The sequence below is a fragment of the Polynucleobacter sp. GWA2_45_21 genome (assembly GCF_001830325.1).
Lineage (GTDB): Bacteria > Pseudomonadota > Gammaproteobacteria > Burkholderiales > Burkholderiaceae > Polynucleobacter.
This window is the reverse complement of sequence record NZ_MHZG01000006.1, coordinates 1-17,130: the sequence shown is the minus strand read 5'-3', so window position 1 is coordinate 17,130 and position 17,130 is coordinate 1. Positions and strand designations below refer to the sequence as shown.

Here is a 17,130-nt window from a genome sequence, read left to right as displayed (position 1 = left end):
GCAGAAAGTAATTCATGGCTCGCATTGATTTTCATAGCAACGTTAGCGATAAGCTGGAATACGCTTGTCGCTTAACGCGTAAGATCTGGAGCGCTACACCTACTGGCGAGTCTGTACGCAACATCGTGATGGTGGGCGAAAGAGCAGACCTCAAAAAATTAGATGAACTGCTATGGACATTTAGTACAACAGATTTCCTGCCACATTGCTTTATTGAAGATGAAACAGCGATTGATACACCCATCTTGCTGACAGATCATTTTTTGTCACCTGCCTTATCTCAGTTGCCGCATGCGGACGTGCTCATTCACTTGGGTATGAAAATGCCATCAGATGTTCCAGCTCTGCTTGCACGCTTCCCTCGTATTGTTGAGGTTGTTACGATTAATGAAACTGAGCGCCTTGCAGGTCGTGAGCGATACAAGGCTTATCGTGACCTCGGTCATGAGCTACATAATTTTGATCAATCTAAAGCATGATTGTTGATTACTCAGTATGTTGATTCATCCAGAATTTGATCCTGCTGTAATTCGGATTGGAGCATTTGCCATTCATTGGTACGGGCTAATGTATCTATTGGCATTTACTCAATTTTTATTATTAGGTCGTCTGCGCATTCGTACTCCGCGATATCAATCTTTGGGTTGGTCATATAAAGATCTTGAGGATCTTTTATTTGCTGGTGTTTTAGGCGTGGTGTTGGGTGGGCGTTTGGGCTACACCTTGTTTTATATGCCTGGCCACTATCTTGCGAATCCGCTGAGTATCTTCAAGATATGGGAGGGCGGTATGTCTTTCCATGGCGGCCTGCTGGGTGTCTTATTGGCCTTGCTCTGGTTTGCCTACCGCCGCAAGGTTTCCTTCTTTGTTGTGAGTGATTTAGTTGCGCCGCTCGTACCATTTGGCTTGGCATTTGGCCGCCTAGGTAATTTCATTAATGGCGAGTTATGGGGAAGACCAACAGACCTACCTTGGGCTATGGTGTTCCCGATGGTGGACTCCATTCCACGACATCCCTCGCAGATTTACCAATTCTTGGGTGAGGGGATTTGTCTGGGGATCATCCTTTGGATTTATTCCAGTAAACCACGCAGGGTAGGGCAGATTTCTGGCTTATTTTTATTGGGTTATGGCATTTGCCGTTTTCTAGCGGAATTTGCTCGTGAGCCCGATGCCTTCTTGGGTCTCCTGGGCCTCGGTTTATCTATGGGACAGTGGCTTTCCGTACCCATGATTATTTTTGGAATTTACCTTATAGTAAGAGTAAATCCGAAAAATGGCAGTTATCAGTAGTTAAAAATCGGGTTTTCTAGGTCTTTTGTTGTCAATTTCTTAAATTTGACTAAATTGCCTGGTGATACATTGGTTTTTTTACGAAAACTGCCTAATTTCTGAGCATATTTACTAAGATTGAAGGATATCCATGCTGGAGAAGTTAACCAAAGCTCGCAATTTGTCCAAGGCAAACAATGCCATCAAGCGTTTGATATCTGAACGAGGCGAATCTAACGCACTCAGCATGGCTGATGATGTAGTTAATAACTATCGCAAATTAGCAAAAGATCAACATGTCTCATTTTTTACTTTTTTGTTTGAGAAGCTCAATCCCCAAGCGGATGCAGTGCTTAAGGCAGCGCAAAATTTCGTGGCTGATTCTAGCGCGCGTAATTACATCCAGCTGCAAAAGGATTCTGAATCGCCTCGCCAAGAATTCTTTCGCCGTCTCAATCGCGCCAGTCATGGTACTGCGGCAGTGGTTCAGATGCGTCGAGATCTATTGCAGTTGTTGGATAAAAAACCAGAATTGGCTGCGGTGGATTTCGATATGCGCCACTTGTTGTCATCTTGGTTTAACCCAGGCTTCCTAAAAATGCACCAGGTGGATTGGAAATCTCCAGCAGAGGTGCTAGAGAAATTAATTCAACATGAAGCAGTTCATGCGATTGATGGTTGGGACGACTTGCGTCGTCGACTTCAGCCAGATCGTCGTTGCTTTGCCTTCTTTCATCCGCAGTTGCCGAGCGAACCCTTGATTTTTGTGGAAGTGGCGCTCTTGCCCGAGATCCCAACGGTGATTACACCACTGGTTGATAAAAAAGCAGAAACGGTAGACCAGGTATCTCAATATAAGGTCGCCGTTTTCTATTCCATTAGTAACTGCGAGCCCGGCCTTCGTGGCGTATCCATGGGGAATTTTCTGATTAAGAGGGTGGCAGAGAAATTGCATGCTGAATTCCCTGGAATCAAAACCTTTGTGACCTTATCGCCTATTCCGGGATTTATGGATTGGGTTGCCGCAGGCGCTCATTTAGGTGAAGGTGTTCCAGGTGAGAGATTGAAGCCAAACCTCAAGTTAGCGCGCGATGCTGCACTGGCAGTCTTAAAGCTTGAGAGCCAGTCTTGGAGCGAACGATTGGCGAGTGGTTGGCATCCTGATCTCGCCTCAGATGAGGAGAAGGCTGCTTTATTAAGTTTGGCAAGTATGTATTTGGGTCTTGCCTCTACAGGGCGCGATGGCAATCCGGTGGCGAAGTTTCATCTAGGCAATGGCGCAAAGTTGCATTTAGTAAATTGGGCAGGGGATTTATCGCGCAAGGGACTGCGTCAATCTGCCGGGCTAATGGTGAACTATCTATATGATTTGGGAAGCGTAGAGGACAACCATGAGCGTTTTGCGAATGGGGAAATCGTCTACTCCAGAGCTGTAGGCCGCCTGATGGCACCCTAGTGTTTTCCCTTGTATAGACTTTTGCAGCAAGTGTTAAGTGCCCTTAGAATGGGTGCTGTATTTATAAAAACGAAGTCAATCATTAGGTTGATACAAAAGGAGATAAAGATGTTTAATCAAAAAACCAGAGCATCACTTTTTTCTGTAAGCACGTTAAAGAAATCACTATTTCTACTTTGTGCAGCACCGCTAGCAGTAATGGCGCAAGAATGGCCAGCTAAGCCAGTGACCTTTTTAAATCCATTCCCAGCGGGTGGTGGAACCGATGCGTTCGCCAGACCTTTGGCAGCTCAATTAACAGAGCAACTAGGTAAGCAATTTGTTATCGATAATCGTGGTGGAGCGGGTGGCACTGTTGGCGCCTCAGTTGCGGCGAAGGCAGCTCCTGATGGATACACTTGGTTTATTGGTGCGACACATCATACGATTGCACCGTCAATGTATAAAAACTTGGATTACGACATTGAAAAGAGTTTTATTCCTGTAGCGATGTTGGCAAACGTGCCTCAAGTTCTGGTGGTTAATCCACAGCGCGTAAGTGCGCGCAATGCTAAAGAGTTTATTGATCTGATGAAGAAGAATCCTGGCAAATATAATTTTGCTAGCGCAGGTAGTGGCACTGTTCACCACTTAGCCGGCGAGTTATTCAAGATTCAGACTGGTACCTTTATTACTCACATCCCTTACCGTGGTGCTGGCCCAGCAATGAATGACTTGTTAGCAGGTCAAGTCGATTTGGAATTTGATGGCCTTGCTACATCTGCCCCACAAATTAATGCCGGTAAATTGGTGGCGATCGCCGTGGCAGCAAACAAGCGCTCTCCAGCGATTCCAAGCGTGCCAACATTCCAAGAGGCTGGTTTGCCTGACTACGTAGTGTCAACTTGGTACTCTATGTTTGCTCCAGCTGGCACTCCAAAACCTATCGTTGACAAGATGATTGTTGAAGTGCAGAAAGCCTTAAATTCACCAAAGATCAAAGCAATCTGGGAGAAAAATGGTTCTGAAATACCTAATCTCTATGGTGAAGCATTTGGTAAGCAGGTGAATGCTGACGTAGTTCGTTGGTCTAGCGTGGTTAAGAAATCTGGTGCTTCGTTAGATTAATTAAGCATTTAATGTATTGGTATTTGAGGCTCGAATGAATTTATATTCCTTATTGGAAAAGGGTTTTCCAAAAGATAAGCAAGCATGTGCACTTGAAACGCATGATGGACTTTATTACTCCTGGAGTGATCTAGAGCGTGCAACTGCCAAGATGGCAAATTTGCTTAAGAGTCTCAAATTACCTGCTGGATCAAGGGTTGCAGTACAGGTTGAAAAATCTCCTGAGGCCCTTTTTCTTTACCTTGCCACTATCAAGGCAGGCTACGTTTACCTACCCCTGAACACGGCCTATCAAGCGGCGGAAATTCAATACTTTCTCGAGAATGCCGAGCCTGCAGTAGTAGTTTGCAGTAGCAAGAATTTCTCTTGGGTATCGAAGGTTGCTTTTAAGGCGGGCACTAAACACGTGTTTACTTTGGATGAAGATCGCAAAGGCACTTTGCTTGAGCGTGCAGCTGACCAAAGTGATAAGTTCAAGACTGTTGCAGTAAAAGATGATGATTTGGCTGCTATCTTGTATACCTCCGGTACAACCGGGCGTAGCAAAGGCGCGATGCTGACTCACAAGAACTTGGGTAGCAATGCACAAGTGCTACAGAAGTTTTGGGGTTGGGAAAAAGGCGATGTCCTGTTACATGCATTGCCAATCTTTCATGTCCACGGTCTATTTGTAGCTGCTCATGGTGCGTTAATTAATGGTAGCAAAATGATTTGGTTGCCGCGTTTAGATACTGCGCAACTCATTCATCACATGCCCAATTCCACTGTAATGATGGGCGTGCCAACATTCTATGTACGCCTGCTTGCGGATAAGAATTTCAATAAGAGCGTCACGCGCAATATGCGCTTATTTGTTTCTGGATCCGCACCCTTACTGACTGAAACATTTAATACCTTTAAAGAGGTGATTGGCCAGCCGATTCTTGAGCGCTATGGCATGAGCGAGACCGTAATGTTGGTCTCCAACCCATACAAAGGAAATCGTGTAGGCGGATCCGTTGGTTTACCTTTGCCAGGCGTGAAGGTGCGTGTGGTTGATGAAAATAATAAACCTTGTGGTGTTGATGAAATCGGCAGCATCCAGGTTAAAGGTCCGAATATATTCAAGGGCTACTGGCGCATGCCAGAAAAAACCGCAGAAGAATTTACCAAGGACGGTTGGTTTAAAACCGGTGACGTTGGACGTTGGGGCGGAGATGCCAATGGCGGTAAAGCGCCCAAGGATTACCTCTGTATTGTTGGACGTAGCAAGGACTTAATTATTTCTGGTGGCTATAACGTTTATCCAAAAGAAATCGAGAGCTTTATCGATGACATGGATGGCGTAGATGAGAGTGCTGTGATTGGCATTCCTCATCCAGATTTTGGTGAAGCAGTTATGGCAGTAGTCGTGCCAAAAGCAGGTGCCAAGCTAGATTCGCAAGCGATGATCGCAACACTCAAAACACAAATTGCGAACTTTAAGATTCCAAAACGTTTGGAGATTGTTTCTGACTTACCTCGCAATGCGATGGGTAAAGTCCAGAAGAATATTCTGCGTCAGCAATACACAAGCTAACAGCGTAAAAATACCGACTTAGAAACCGAATGCCTTGCGGCTTTCATTAAACATGAAGGCTGCAAGCATAAAGAGCATTACACCAAAGATGCGTTTGAGTTGAGCTACATTGAGCTTTCTAGCCATCTTTGCACCAAGCGGGGCAGTAAATATGCTAACCGCCACGATGCAAAGCACTGCCGGAAGATAAACGAATCCCAGTGAGCCTGCGGGAAGGTTGGGGTTGCCCCAACTACCGTACATGTAGCCAATCGTTGCTGCAGCTGCAATCGGAAATCCTAGGCCTGATGAGCTTGCCATTGCGGTATGTGGCTTTACATTGCACCAAAGCATAAACGGCACAGTTATAAAAGCTCCGCCTGCGCCAACAAGACTTGCAATCATACCTGTAAATGCTCCAAATGAAAAAAGACCAAGGGGGCCTGGCAACTCTCGCCCGGCCGTAGGTTTTTTATTAATGATCATTTGGATCGAGGTGTACACAATAAAAATAGCGAAAAATAGAGATAGCCAGGAGGTATCAATTGCCTCAAAGATTTCGCTACCGCCAATAAGGCTACCAATGACTAGACCAGGGCTGAGTGCGGCCACTAGCTTCCAGTCGATGGAATTGTGTTTGTGGTGCGCCCAAATAGCCGAGGTGGTTGTAAAGAGAATAGTTGCCATCCCAGTGGCAATGGCCATATGAACGATGACATTTTGACCAAAGCCTAAATGATTGAAGACTACGATCATGAAGGGAACCAAAATCATCCCACCACCAATGCCAAGCAGTCCAGCAAGAAAGCCAGATATGCTGCCGCATAACATCAGCATCAGGATATCGGCTATAGACATGAATTCCCCGCCTTAGCCGCTAGGCCGTCATCCTGAACCCTAAGGTTCAAGGTGGAACGGCTACTCTGTTTCGGGTGCATTAAGAACTCCAGGGAGTGAACAGCGCGAAGCTGCCACTGTGAAGATTCGAAACGCTCACGCCCACAGTGTAAAGATCGTTCCGGATGCTTGCGCATCGGTTCAAGGAACTATTGGCCTTGGCGAACCAGGCAGGGAAAGGGTTTGCATCAGAGCATCTACTTGATCTTCCAGATTGTGGATTTCTTTCTGGAGACGAGCGATTTCTTCTGGGTCAGAGTTTGATGAAGTGCCTTGTGCAGGCGCTTGCTGAGCTACGGATTGTAGCTTGATCAGGTCGCCCGCAATCTTCAGTGCGGCCATCATGCTGGCGCGCTCAATGCTACGGTTGCCACCATTGATTGCTAACTGAATTTGCTCATCCACTAGGGTGCAGGCAGCTCTTAGCAAGGGCTCATGTTCAGCGCTCGTGGCTAAGGTAATTTTTTGACCGGCGAGGGTTACTTCAATGCGTTGTTGGCTCATTGTCATCCTCTGGGTTAGGTGGTGTGACGGGCTCGCCAAGCAAGTTCAATTGACGTCCATCACTTTGGTCCGGTAGTCGACTCAAAATGTGTTGAATTCGCTTTTGCGCATCTTCAATCTTGATCTCAAGTTGATTGCGATCTTGGCGAAGTGCTTTAACAGCATCTGAGATCAGCTGAATTTTGTGAGATAGCCTTTGTAATGATTCGGCTGTCGAATCAGATTCGGTGGCGTCGTTGGGGACTTGAGGGGTGTACTCGGTCATATGGGCATTGTAGCCTTAGCAAAACGCTTTGTGAAACTCCTCATTTTGGGCTTACTTGGGTAAAGCCACCCAATCATCCCCTAGCTTTTCTAGGCGAATACGACCATCAAATAGCTCGATTAGGGCTTGATGAGTTCTAGGGTCTTGGTTTGACCCCTGAAAATGCAGTTTGCCTTTGCTGAGCATTACCAAATGATCAGCACGGAGCGCAAAATGAATTTCATGTAAAACCGTCACTAAGGTCTTGCCTTGAGTCAGTAAGTCGCCTTGCCATTTCAGAAAATCGGATTGATGTGGGGGGTCTAAATTAGCTAGGGGCTCATCCATGAGCAGGATGTCAGAGTCCACGGCAAGCATACGAGCCAAAAGAACTCTTTGACGCTCCCCTCCAGAGAGTTGTTGCAAAGGGCGATGGCGTAAATGCCATGCGTCGGTCTGCTGCAAAGCGCTTTCAACTGAAATATGATCGGCATCAGAAGGGAGGTGCAACCATCCCTGATGCGGAATGCGTCCCAGCATGACTGTGTCATAAACGCTGAAGAAATCATCAAATTCTTCTGAGTTGCTCGAGCCTTGATCGAGCCAAGCAATTTTCTTTGCAAGATCTTTGGGCGTAAATGCAGATAAATGAACTTTGTCGATAGTGATGGACCCATCCCACTTCAGTAATCCAGCCATTGCCTGCAAGAGGGAAGACTTTCCTGCGCCATTGGGGCCAATAATGCTGGTCCATTTTCCCTGTGGAATATCTATATTGAGATCGGAGAGAATGGCGCAAGGACCTCTGTATACAGTGAGTTGGCAGGTTTTCATGAACGCACTCCAAGAGAGGTTCGCCTCAGCAGAATCAGTAAATAGAGGCCACCCAAGACTGCTGTCACCACACCAACTGGAATTTCAATCGGCGCAAAGAGGGTGCGCGCAATCAGATCTGAGCTGAGCAATAAGATTCCACCGCCTAGGCTGGAGAATAAAAGTTGTACTCGTTGCCGTCCACCAGAAAACTTTCTGACAAGGTGTGGTGCTGCTAGTCCAACAAAAGCAACTAAGCCAGTTTGTGCAACAGCGCATCCAGTTGCAAGAGCAAGAATGCCAATCAATATCAGACGTAGTTGATCTAATGGCAAACCTAAAGTGCGGGCAGTATTTTCACCAAGTGATAAAGCATCAAGAACAGGACTAATGATGACGGAGATGAGTAGGCAAATCAGCAAAGCGATTGCCATGATTTCAACGCCAGGCCAATTCAATAGCGTGGTATTGCCCAGCATAAAGGATTGAATGCTTTGAAATAGATCAGGACGGATAAATGTAAACAAAGAATTCGCTGCGCCCAGGATTACGCTGATCACAACTCCAGACAATAAAAGGCGTAAGGAACTGCGATAACCGCCCGCCAATAGAAGAGAGGCCATCACTCCAAACAGCGCTCCAAGAAAGGCGCCGCCATTGAGCCCAATAATTTCTAACCAAGAGTTGCCAAGATAGGCAAAGCAGAGAATGCCCCCGACTCCAAGCAGAGCGCCTGATGCGCTTCCAAGTAGGTAAGGGTCGGCCAAGGGATTGCGAAATAGGCTCTGTGCAATACCACCAGCCAGCCCTAATAAAGCACCTGCAAGGTAGGCTCCTAATGATCGCGGGAGTCGAATATCAAATAAGACGGTTTGATCAGTTTCTGACAGATTCCAGCTAGCACCCATGCTTCCGAGGAGAGTCCCCATCAGCACTAAGGCTGCACTGAGAATAAGTAGGGCAAACAGCTTGCCCAGAAAATAGTTTTTCTGCATTACTGAGATGATGACATCTTCTCTTGTATACATTGAGAAATAATCAGCGCCGCTTCTCCCATGCGGGGACCGGGACGAACCAAAACATCATTTTGTTCGCCAGTAAATACACAAATTCTATTATCAGAAACTGCAGGAATGGAGCTCCACCCTGGGCGTTTCTGAATATCGGCAACAGTTGATTCAGCAAGAAGGATGACATCTGGCTTAGCCTGGACCACAAACTCAGGATTGATCTTCGGAAAAGGCCCAAGTGATTTTGGAATGATGTTGACCAAATTCAGCCGAGACAAAATTTCACCGATAAAAGAAGTGCTACCAGCTGCAAAGGGCGCGGGATTTACCTCAAAGTAGACGCTGGTATTTTTTTCTCTTGATGAGAGCTGCTTGCTAGCACGCATGATTTCTTGTTGAATCTGATTCCAAACGCGAGTGCTCTCGGAGCTTCCTAGAACAGCATCAAGCTTCTGAAGAGCGCGCTCTTCATCATTCATTGATTTCACATCTAAAGCAAAAGTCTTAATACCCAATCCATTTAACCGCGCAATAACAGGAGACGCTTTCTCGAGCAAGACAACATCCGGCTTGAGTTGCACAATGCGCTCAATATTAATATCTCCAATGCCACCAAGCTTAGGCAAGCCTTGAATCGATTTAGGCCAATTAGAAAACCGATCAATGCCAACTAATGTTGAGCACTTTCCTAATGCACAAACAGACTCGGTTAAAGATGGTAGAAGACTGACAACGCGCTGGGGTGGTTTATCAAACACCACTGAAACTCCTCGATCATCTGTTACTGAAACTGGCGCAGCAAAAATGCCTAAAGAGAGGCCTAGTAAAAACAATGCAAACCCGATCGCTAAATAGCGGTAGAGCATTGAGATTTGCATGCCTTTATATTCTTTCTTGGGATTTAGAAGTTATATTTTGCATTAACAAAATATGTTGTTGGTGTAGTGGGGTAGTAGTAGTAACCACGCGTGGAGTTATATCCGCCAGTAGTGGCATAAGAATTGCCGCCAATATTTTTGATCATAAATTTAGTCTCCCATGAATGTATTTTGTAGTTGACATAAAAATCTGCAGCAACATAGGATGGGATTTTGGCTAGTGAATTAGTAATTGTTGGATCTGATTCATAGTTTTGGCTGCTGACATAGTTCAAGACAGCCCCTGTTCCCCAGCTTGCATTAAACATGTACTGTGCCCGAGCATTCAACAGGAGATCCGGCGATAAGCCGACCCCAACCCCAGCGATAGAGCCGGTAGCAAAAGTTGATCTTTGAATCTTTCCTCCACCGGCAAGAGTTAAGTTCTTGGTTATATTGCTTGAGGAGTCAAAAAGAAATCCGGTGCGATTAATGTTTCCAGCGGTATTTATATTGCTTCCACTTGAAGGGTCATAACGAATTTCACTTTGCGTAATGGATTGAAAGAGGAGGGCTGATAAGCGGGAATGCTTAATCTTCCATTCACCACCTAATGAATAGGTTTGAGAGATTTGTGGTTTCAATATGCCATTAAAGATTGGCGCTCCCCATCCTCCGTTAGCATTTTGATCCCAACCCCAAAATTCATCGGTATTTGGAAAGCGATAGGATTGATCCCATTTAATAAATATATTTTGACCGGGCTGATAGTTATAGTTCAAGGCAACGTCGCCTGCATTTGCAGAGTATTTTTGACTCGCACTAATAGTTGAGCCGGTTGAGAAATCATTTGTGGAGGCATTTTGTGCCTGATGCCTAAATCCTCCACTTGCTTCTAGCCCGTTAATCACCCTTAAAGGAATGCGTGAGATCAAGTACATTGATTGATTCATTACGGCAACATTTTGCTGAAGGCTTGTGTTGCTGAAGCTCGAACCGTATGAGCTACTTTGAGATGCTTGATTGAAGTCATAGCCTATTACTGTTGATCCCCATTCGCCAAAGTTGGCTTTTATTTTTGGGGAAACTGCAATTTGCCAGTTTGGATAGAGCAGGTAAGATGAATAGGATGGCGTGTTGGAATTTGTATTCTTATTTGAATATGTCCCATCGATATCAAAAGTTAATTGGTTGGTAATTTCTTTTATCAATCCAGCCCTTACCCCAGAATTATCCGTTGCAATGCTGGACCCAATAAACGCTGCTCTTGCGCCTTGAGAATCTCCCTGTCCAGCTTGACCAAGCACTGAGCCAGGAGTTTGCGAGTTTGAATGATTGAAGAATAAATCAATATATGCCTGGTCTAGACCGCCTAATGATTGAGTTATCTTTCCATCAAAAGAGTATGCGTTCGCTGCTGAATTTTGTCTCCAACCATCTGTATTGGAAGAGTTCGCAGTGAGTTGAATGGTTGTGTCATTAACCCTATTTCTTAATATTGCATTACCAATTACAGTGTTGTAACTACCATAGGTAATTGAAGCCTGATTAAGATTTTTTGCGCCTCCATTGGTGATGATATTGATTACACCACCAACAGCACCATTGCCATATTGGACGCTTGCCCCGCCTTGTAGCAGTTCAATTCTTTCAATTGAATCAATTGGAATCGACTCCCAATTGATTGTTCCTGAATCGATGGGATTCAGTCTTTGCCCATCAACCAGTATCAATGTATTGCTGTTGGCTGTAGCTCCATAACCGCCCATATCAACTGAAGCATCTAAATTGAGAGGGTTGCCACTGGTATTTTTGACATTCACCCCTCCAATCTGAGAAAGAACTTCGGGAATATTGTTTGATGTGGAGTTTGCAATTTCATCACGCGTAATAACTTTGACGTTTGCTGGGACCTCATTGAGGTTCTCCTCAAAACGGGAGCCTGAGACAACTACTGTCGACTGAGAGTTTTGGGCTACTGCGCTGAATGTTGCCGCTACGCCGCAAAATAGGGCGATCAGCGTTTTACTACTGAACTGCTGTTTCATGATGAACCTTCTGCCTTCGAATCACCTAGCTAACTTCCCCGTAAGCTGGGTCGAACAGAATTTCACTTTTTGAGAGTTCAGGCGTCAATTGGGCATCCTTGCCAGTTTGGCTTGGGATGCTTCATCGGCGCGCGAAGATCCCCGTCCGCAAAATTCCACCTGTCTTGGCCGGTATCCGGGCTAGTAAATCTCAGAATCTGGCCTTCCCATGCAATTGACGCGCACAGTGGCTTACTCAGATTCCTGACACCCTTGCCTTGAAGTTAGGGTGTATTTACTTACCGTTGCGGGGGCAGCACACGTTTTGTGTTTCCCGTTTAACTTTATTGCACTGCAATAAAGCACCACGACCACGCAATTTTAGCCCAAGCTCGATCCAAATCGGCTTAAAACACCAAAAAAGCCTACAATATGGGCTCTAGGATTAAGGATTCATGACTGCATTAGACAAGCACCCCGAAAAAAATCTGATTCGATTGCAGCTGAGCCAAAACTCAGTCTTAAAAAGCTTAGATCCCGAAGCAATGGCTGATTTAGAGCGCCATTTAGTGATTTCAGACCTTAAAAAATCAGAAATCCTGCTTCATCAAGGTGATCACCAGATGGAGCAGTACTTTGTGCTGGATGGAATCTTGAAGCGGATTGTTTCTAGCGCGGACGCAAAAGAGATGATTTTGCGTTTTGCCATTGAAAAAGATATTGAGACTAGTTATGCAGCCTGGCGCCTCAAAACGGCAGCCCCATACAGCATCGCTTCAGTAACTAAAGCACGCGTGGCCCGTATGCCTCTGAAAAAATGGGCCGAATTTTTGGATGCCCACAAACCTCTCAAGGAAAGTTTTGAGTTTGAAGTTATGCGCTTGATGAGTGAAATCATGGCTCATACGATTACCCTTCATATGCTCGATGCACCGGGCCGTGTAGAGCGTTTTTTACGTAAATATGAAGACCTATTTGAGCTTCTCCCTAAAAAAGAGCTAGCCGCCTACCTTAACCTCTCTCCAGAGACTTTAAGTCGCCTCAAAACAAAGCATAAAGAGCTCTTTGTTTAGTCAGAAATCCTAATTGTTTCTAGATTTCAGAGGAAATTGACCGAAGTCAATGATGAACCCTATCCCCAAGCCTAAGATTCATCTCAGCCTCAACGGGAATGCTTTTGATTACCCGTGGCACTACTAATAACTTAATTGGAGACAGTTAGCGAAAGCTAAATTGCACTGAACAGACCATGTGTTCGGGCGGTGTAATTAACTATAAATTTCTATGACAACAGATAATCAAAATACCCAAGTCACTGATGGCTTTCATCTCGTCATTGATGCTTTAAAAGCAAATGACCTAGATACTATTTTTGGTCTCGTTGGTATTCCAATTACCGACTTGTGCCGTTTAGCTCAGGCTGAAGGAATGCGTTTCATCGGCTTCCGTCATGAGCAGCACGCAGGTAATGCTGCGGCGATTGCTGGTTATATGACGCAAAAGCCTGGTATCTGCATGACTGTGTCAGCACCAGGTTTCTTAAACGGTTTAACAGCATTGGCCAATGCCACTGTTAACTGCTTCCCAATGATTTTGATTTCTGGCTCAAGCGAGCGTGAAATCGTTGACTTGCAGCAGGGTGATTACGAAGAGATGGATCAGCTTAATGCTGCTAAGCCTTATTGCAAAGCTGCATATCGTATTAATCACATTGAAGATATCGGCATTGGTTTTGCTCGTGCAATTCGTGCAGCCGTTTCTGGTCGTCCAGGCGGTGTTTACTTAGACTTGCCTGCTCAACTATTGGCTCAAACAATGCCAGTGGAAGAGGCTAAGAAATCGATCTTCAAAGTAATCGATCCAATTCCACGCCAAATTCCTGCGGCCGATGCTGTAGAGCGCGCATTGAATGTATTGAAAGGCGCTAAGCGTCCATTGATTCTCTTGGGCAAGGGTGCTGCTTATGCTCAAGCTGATGCTGATATTCGTGCATTGATTGAGAAGTCTGGCATTCCTTACTTGCCAATGTCTATGGCCAAAGGCTTATTGCCAGACAATCACCCACAATCTGCTTCTGCAGCCCGTTCATTTGTATTGGCTGAGGCTGATGCAGTGATGTTGGTTGGCGCTCGCTTGAACTGGTTGCTTGCGCACGGTAAAGGCAAGACATGGGGCAAAGATCCTAAGAAATTTATTCAAATCGATATTCAAGCAAATGAAGTCGACAGCAACGTGCAAATTGATGCTCCATTGATTGGCGACATTGGTTCTGTGGTTGGTGAGCTTCTCAAAGGAATTGCATCAGTTCCAAAACCACCTGCCGAGTGGATCAGCGCGATCAACGAGAAAAAAGATAAGAACATGGCGAAGATGGCTGAAACATTAGCCAAAGAAGCTTCACCAATGAACTTCCATGGCGCTTTGCGTGCTATCCGTGATGTGATCAAGAAAAACCCAGATGTGAACTTGGTAAACGAAGGTGCAAACACACTCGACTACTGTCGTGCGATTGTGGATATGTACAAGCCACGTAAGCGTTTTGACTCTGGTACTTGGGGAATCATGGGCATTGGTATGGGTTATGCCATTGGCGCTGCTGTGACTAGCGGCCTTCCAACCGTTGCAGTTGAGGGTGATAGCGCATTTGGTTTTAGCGGCATGGAATTGGAAACAATTTGCCGTTACAACCTGCCAATTACTACAGTTGTTTTCAATAACAATGGTGTTTACCGTGGTACTGACGTGAATCCAACTGGTGGTGCAGATGTTGCTCCAACAGTATTCGTGAAAGATGCTCGTTACGACAAGATGATTGAGGCATTTGGTGGTGTCGGTTACTACGTAACCACTCCTGCTGAATTAGAAGCAGCTTTAACTAAGGCTATTGCCGAAGGTAAACCAGCCTTAATTAATGCAGTGATTGACGAGACAGCTGGTACAGAGAGTGGACGTTTAACAAACTTGAATCCATCAACTGCTGCTGGTAAGAAGTAATACGTAATAGATACATCATTTTTTAAGAACGAATTTAGTAACAAATAAGAAACACTTTAAGGAGAATCAAGCATGACTAAACCATTAGACGGTATTCGTATTATTGACTTCACACACGTACAGGCAGGTCCTGCATGTACTCAGCTATTGGCTTGGTACGGTGCGGATGTGATCAAAGTAGAGCGCCCTGGTTCTGGTGACGTAACTCGTAGCCAGTTGCGCGATATCCCAGGTGCTGATGCCTTGTATTTCACGATGTTGAACGGTAACAAGCGTTCATTGACATTAGATACTAAGACACAAGAGGGTAAAGAAGTTTTAGAGAAGATGATCAAAACATCTGATGTGATGGTTGAGAACTTCGGCCCAGGCGCTTTGGATCGCATGGGTTTTAGCTGGGCGCGCATCCAGGAATTGAATCCAAAAATGATCATGGCTTCTGTTAAAGGTTTTAGCGATGGCCACTCATATGAAGACTTAAAAGTGTATGAGAACGTTGCTCAGTGTGCTGGTGGTGCAGCATCTACAACTGGTTTCTGGGATGGTCCTCCAACAGTTTCTGCCGCTGCTTTGGGCGATAGCAACACTGGTATGCATTTGGCGATTGGTATTTTGACTGCATTGATGCAACGTCAAAAAACTGGCAAAGGTCAAAAAGTATCTTGCTCAATGCAAGATGCCGTATTGAACTTGTGCCGTGTTAAGTTGCGCGATCAACAGCGTTTGGACAAAGTTGGCTACCTCGAAGAGTATCCACAGTACCCACATGGCTCATTCACCGACGTAGTTCCACGCGGCGGTAACGCTGGTGGTGGTGGTCAGCCAGGATGGGTATTGAAGTGTAAGGGTTGGGAAACAGATCCAAACGCATACATCTACTTCACAATTCAAGGTCATGCTTGGGAGCCAATTACTAAAGCCTTGGGTAAACCAGAATGGGCAACTGATCCAGCCTACATGACTGCAGAGGCGCGTCAAGATAAGATTTTTGATATCTTTGCAACGATTGAAGATTGGCTCAAGGACAAAACTAAGTACGAAGCTGTGGACATCCTCCGCAAGTTCGATATTCCTTGTGCACCAGTTCTCTCAATGAAAGAATTGGCTGCATCACCTGACTTGCGTAAGAGCGGTTCTATCGTTGAAGTTGACCACAAAGTTCGTGGTAAATATTTAACAATCGGTAGCCCAATCAAGTTCTCCGATTTGAAGATCGAAGTTGGTCCATCACCAGTATTAGGTGAGCACACCGATGAAGTATTGAAGGACCTTGGTTATAACGCTGATGACATTGCTAAGCTGCATGCAGCGAAAGCAGTTTAATAACAATAAGTAATTTTTGTTGCGATCTTAAAGGTGCTCCTCGTGAGCGCCTTTTTTTATTCACCCGCATGGACTGAAAGACTTTAGACTGGCAGCATGAAAACAAATGTAGATTTATCTCAACTAATGGATTGTGTTGGCGATGCAGTCATCGTTGCTGATGCTCATGAAAAGATTGTGCTGTGGAATGCAGCCGCTACCAGAATTTTTGGTTACTCGGAAGAAGAGGCGCTTGGAAACACTTTAGATTTGATCGTTCCCGAGCGTCAGCGTCATAAACATAATGAGGGTTACAGTAAGTCCATGGAGACAGGTACTACCCGTTATGGCACTACATTATTAAAGGTTCCAGCAAGGCACAAGGATGGGCGCACCTTATCTATTGCGTTTACTGTGGGCATGTTGTTTGATGACAAACATCAGGCCAATGGCGTGGCAGCTGTCATTCGTGATGAGACTGAGCGTTTTGCAGAGGAAAGGGCGCTCAAAAAGCGGCTTTCTGATCTTGAAGGCAGATGATTTCATAGTGAAATTCCCTAATATGGCGCATTTGGGTTGGGGGTATGCCTAAAAAATAGGCATCTCATGTTGCACCGCAATCCGTCGCTGGTAAAATTGGATTAATTCAAAATTTCAATCTTATTAGGACTTTAATCATGGCAAAAGCATTAGAAGGGGTCAAAATTCTTGACTTCACACACGTTCAATCTGGCCCAACCTGTACTCAGTTGCTCGCTTGGTTCGGTGCGGACGTAATCAAGGTGGAAAAATCAGGTGAGGGTGATGCCACTCGTGGTCAATTGCGCGATATCCCTGATGCAGATAGTTTGTATTTCACCATGTTGAACCATAACAAGCGTTCAATCACCGTCAATACGAAGACTCCAAAGGGTAAGGAAATTTTGGAGCGTTTGATTAAGGAGTGCGACGTTCTTGTTGAGAACTTCGCGCCAGGTGCATTAGACCGTATGGGATTTTCTTGGGAGCGTATTCAGGAGCTCAATCCAATGATGATCATGGCCTCAGTAAAAGGTTTCGGCCCTGGTCCTTACGAAGACTGCAAAGTTTATGAAAACGTTGCTCAATGTG

The 17,130-nt window shown here is 45.3% G+C and carries 16 protein-coding genes, 1 other RNA gene, 1 pseudogene and 1 riboswitch; of the genes and pseudogenes, 10 read left to right on the top strand and 8 right to left on the bottom strand.

Going from position 1 to position 17,130, the window contains the following annotated elements; all coding sequences use genetic code 11:
• The first annotated feature begins 14 nt into the window (after window positions 1-14).
• The 5 genes from A2X74_RS06385 to A2X74_RS06365 all read left to right on the top strand — a co-directional run bounded on the left by A2X74_RS06385 (window position 15) and on the right by A2X74_RS06365 (window position 5,393).
• On the top strand, window positions 15-479 hold the full coding sequence (locus tag A2X74_RS06385; RefSeq protein WP_293625474.1) for a DNA polymerase III subunit chi: 465 nt from the start codon (window positions 15-17) through the stop codon (window positions 477-479).
• A 16-nt stretch (window positions 480-495) separates the two neighbouring features.
• Entirely contained in the window at window positions 496-1,293 is a 798-nt protein-coding gene (lgt, locus tag A2X74_RS06380; RefSeq protein WP_293625472.1) for a prolipoprotein diacylglyceryl transferase, read from the top strand.
• A gap of 130 nt (window positions 1,294-1,423) precedes the next feature.
• Window positions 1,424-2,728, top strand: coding sequence for a malonyl-CoA decarboxylase (locus tag A2X74_RS06375; RefSeq protein WP_293625470.1), 1,305 nt, complete (start codon window positions 1,424-1,426; stop codon window positions 2,726-2,728).
• 108 nt (window positions 2,729-2,836) lie between these two features.
• The gene (locus A2X74_RS06370) at window positions 2,837-3,835 is read left to right on the top strand and encodes a tripartite tricarboxylate transporter substrate binding protein (protein ID WP_293625468.1); all 999 of its coding nucleotides are present in this window, start codon (window positions 2,837-2,839) and stop codon (window positions 3,833-3,835) included.
• A 34-nt stretch (window positions 3,836-3,869) separates the two neighbouring features.
• Entirely contained in the window at window positions 3,870-5,393 is a 1,524-nt protein-coding gene (locus tag A2X74_RS06365; RefSeq protein ID WP_293625466.1) for a malonyl-CoA synthase, read from the top strand.
• Between the two features lie 18 nt (window positions 5,394-5,411).
• On the opposite strand, the gene A2X74_RS06360 is transcribed toward A2X74_RS06365, so the two are convergent.
• The 8 genes and pseudogenes from A2X74_RS06360 to A2X74_RS06330 all read right to left on the bottom strand — a co-directional run bounded on the left by A2X74_RS06360 (window position 5,412) and on the right by A2X74_RS06330 (window position 11,745).
• Window positions 5,412-6,230: a sulfite exporter TauE/SafE family protein gene (locus A2X74_RS06360; protein WP_293625464.1), complete on the bottom strand. Its 819-nt coding sequence runs from the start codon at window positions 6,228-6,230 to the stop codon at window positions 5,412-5,414.
• Window positions 6,231-6,449: non-coding RNA, 6S RNA (gene ssrS / locus A2X74_RS06355), on the bottom strand.
• A gap of 99 nt (window positions 6,450-6,548) precedes the next feature.
• Window positions 6,549-6,773 (bottom strand): annotated as a pseudogene (locus A2X74_RS11000) (cell division protein ZapA); the annotation flags it as partial.
• Window positions 6,754-7,038: a hypothetical protein gene (locus A2X74_RS06350; RefSeq protein ID WP_293625462.1), complete on the bottom strand. Its 285-nt coding sequence runs from the start codon at window positions 7,036-7,038 to the stop codon at window positions 6,754-6,756. The pseudogene A2X74_RS11000 and the gene A2X74_RS06350, both read right to left, overlap by 20 nt.
• A gap of 51 nt (window positions 7,039-7,089) precedes the next feature.
• Window positions 7,090-7,851, bottom strand: coding sequence for an ABC transporter ATP-binding protein (locus A2X74_RS06345; protein ID WP_293625460.1), 762 nt, complete (start codon window positions 7,849-7,851; stop codon window positions 7,090-7,092).
• Window positions 7,848-8,858 carry an iron ABC transporter permease gene (locus tag A2X74_RS06340; RefSeq protein ID WP_293625458.1) on the bottom strand — a complete coding sequence of 337 codons (1,011 nt, stop codon included), beginning with the start codon at window positions 8,856-8,858 and terminating at the stop codon, window positions 7,848-7,850. Before A2X74_RS06340 ends, A2X74_RS06345 begins: the two co-directional genes overlap by 4 nt.
• Window positions 8,825-9,718 carry a helical backbone metal receptor gene (locus A2X74_RS06335; protein ID WP_293625456.1) on the bottom strand — a complete coding sequence of 298 codons (894 nt, stop codon included), beginning with the start codon at window positions 9,716-9,718 and terminating at the stop codon, window positions 8,825-8,827. The genes A2X74_RS06340 and A2X74_RS06335 overlap by 34 nt, the downstream gene beginning before the upstream one ends.
• Window positions 9,719-9,741: 23 nt before the next feature.
• Window positions 9,742-11,745, bottom strand: coding sequence for a TonB-dependent receptor (locus tag A2X74_RS06330; RefSeq protein WP_293625454.1), 2,004 nt, complete (start codon window positions 11,743-11,745; stop codon window positions 9,742-9,744).
• A gap of 148 nt (window positions 11,746-11,893) precedes the next feature.
• Window positions 11,894-12,109: riboswitch (cobalamin riboswitch) on the bottom strand.
• Between the two features lie 70 nt (window positions 12,110-12,179).
• Here A2X74_RS06330 and A2X74_RS06325 point away from each other — a divergent pair.
• The 5 genes from A2X74_RS06325 to A2X74_RS06305 all read left to right on the top strand — a co-directional run.
• Window positions 12,180-12,797, top strand: a complete 618-nt coding sequence (locus tag A2X74_RS06325) for a Crp/Fnr family transcriptional regulator (RefSeq protein ID WP_216179112.1) — start codon at window positions 12,180-12,182, stop codon at window positions 12,795-12,797.
• Between the two features lie 211 nt (window positions 12,798-13,008).
• Entirely contained in the window at window positions 13,009-14,718 is a 1,710-nt protein-coding gene (gene oxc, locus A2X74_RS06320; RefSeq protein WP_293625448.1) for an oxalyl-CoA decarboxylase, read from the top strand.
• Between the two features lie 72 nt (window positions 14,719-14,790).
• Window positions 14,791-16,041 carry a formyl-CoA transferase gene (frc, locus tag A2X74_RS06315; RefSeq protein WP_293625446.1) on the top strand — a complete coding sequence of 417 codons (1,251 nt, stop codon included), beginning with the start codon at window positions 14,791-14,793 and terminating at the stop codon, window positions 16,039-16,041.
• Between the two features lie 96 nt (window positions 16,042-16,137).
• Window positions 16,138-16,560 carry a PAS domain-containing protein gene (locus tag A2X74_RS06310; protein WP_293625444.1) on the top strand — a complete coding sequence of 141 codons (423 nt, stop codon included), beginning with the start codon at window positions 16,138-16,140 and terminating at the stop codon, window positions 16,558-16,560.
• A 137-nt stretch (window positions 16,561-16,697) separates the two neighbouring features.
• Window positions 16,698-17,130 (top strand): CoA transferase (locus A2X74_RS06305; protein WP_299764928.1); only part of this gene is annotated, 433 nt, incomplete at its 3' end.

Coding starts and splice junctions, on each gene's coding strand:
- A2X74_RS06385 (WP_293625474.1), top strand. CDS start 15: ATGGCTCGCATTGATTTTCATAGCAACGTTAGCGATAAGCTGGAATAC.
- lgt (WP_293625472.1), top strand. CDS start 496: ATGTTGATTCATCCAGAATTTGATCCTGCTGTAATTCGGATTGGAGCA.
- A2X74_RS06375 (WP_293625470.1), top strand. CDS start 1,424: ATGCTGGAGAAGTTAACCAAAGCTCGCAATTTGTCCAAGGCAAACAAT.
- A2X74_RS06370 (WP_293625468.1), top strand. CDS start 2,837: ATGTTTAATCAAAAAACCAGAGCATCACTTTTTTCTGTAAGCACGTTA.
- A2X74_RS06365 (WP_293625466.1), top strand. CDS start 3,870: ATGAATTTATATTCCTTATTGGAAAAGGGTTTTCCAAAAGATAAGCAA.
- A2X74_RS06360 (WP_293625464.1), bottom strand. CDS start 6,230: ATGTCTATAGCCGATATCCTGATGCTGATGTTATGCGGCAGCATATCT.
- A2X74_RS06350 (WP_293625462.1), bottom strand. CDS start 7,038: ATGACCGAGTACACCCCTCAAGTCCCCAACGACGCCACCGAATCTGAT.
- A2X74_RS06345 (WP_293625460.1), bottom strand. CDS start 7,851: ATGAAAACCTGCCAACTCACTGTATACAGAGGTCCTTGCGCCATTCTC.
- A2X74_RS06340 (WP_293625458.1), bottom strand. CDS start 8,858: ATGTATACAAGAGAAGATGTCATCATCTCAGTAATGCAGAAAAACTAT.
- A2X74_RS06335 (WP_293625456.1), bottom strand. CDS start 9,718: ATGCAAATCTCAATGCTCTACCGCTATTTAGCGATCGGGTTTGCATTG.
- A2X74_RS06330 (WP_293625454.1), bottom strand. CDS start 11,745: ATGAAACAGCAGTTCAGTAGTAAAACGCTGATCGCCCTATTTTGCGGC.
- A2X74_RS06325 (WP_216179112.1), top strand. CDS start 12,180: ATGACTGCATTAGACAAGCACCCCGAAAAAAATCTGATTCGATTGCAG.
- oxc (WP_293625448.1), top strand. CDS start 13,009: ATGACAACAGATAATCAAAATACCCAAGTCACTGATGGCTTTCATCTC.
- frc (WP_293625446.1), top strand. CDS start 14,791: ATGACTAAACCATTAGACGGTATTCGTATTATTGACTTCACACACGTA.
- A2X74_RS06310 (WP_293625444.1), top strand. CDS start 16,138: ATGAAAACAAATGTAGATTTATCTCAACTAATGGATTGTGTTGGCGAT.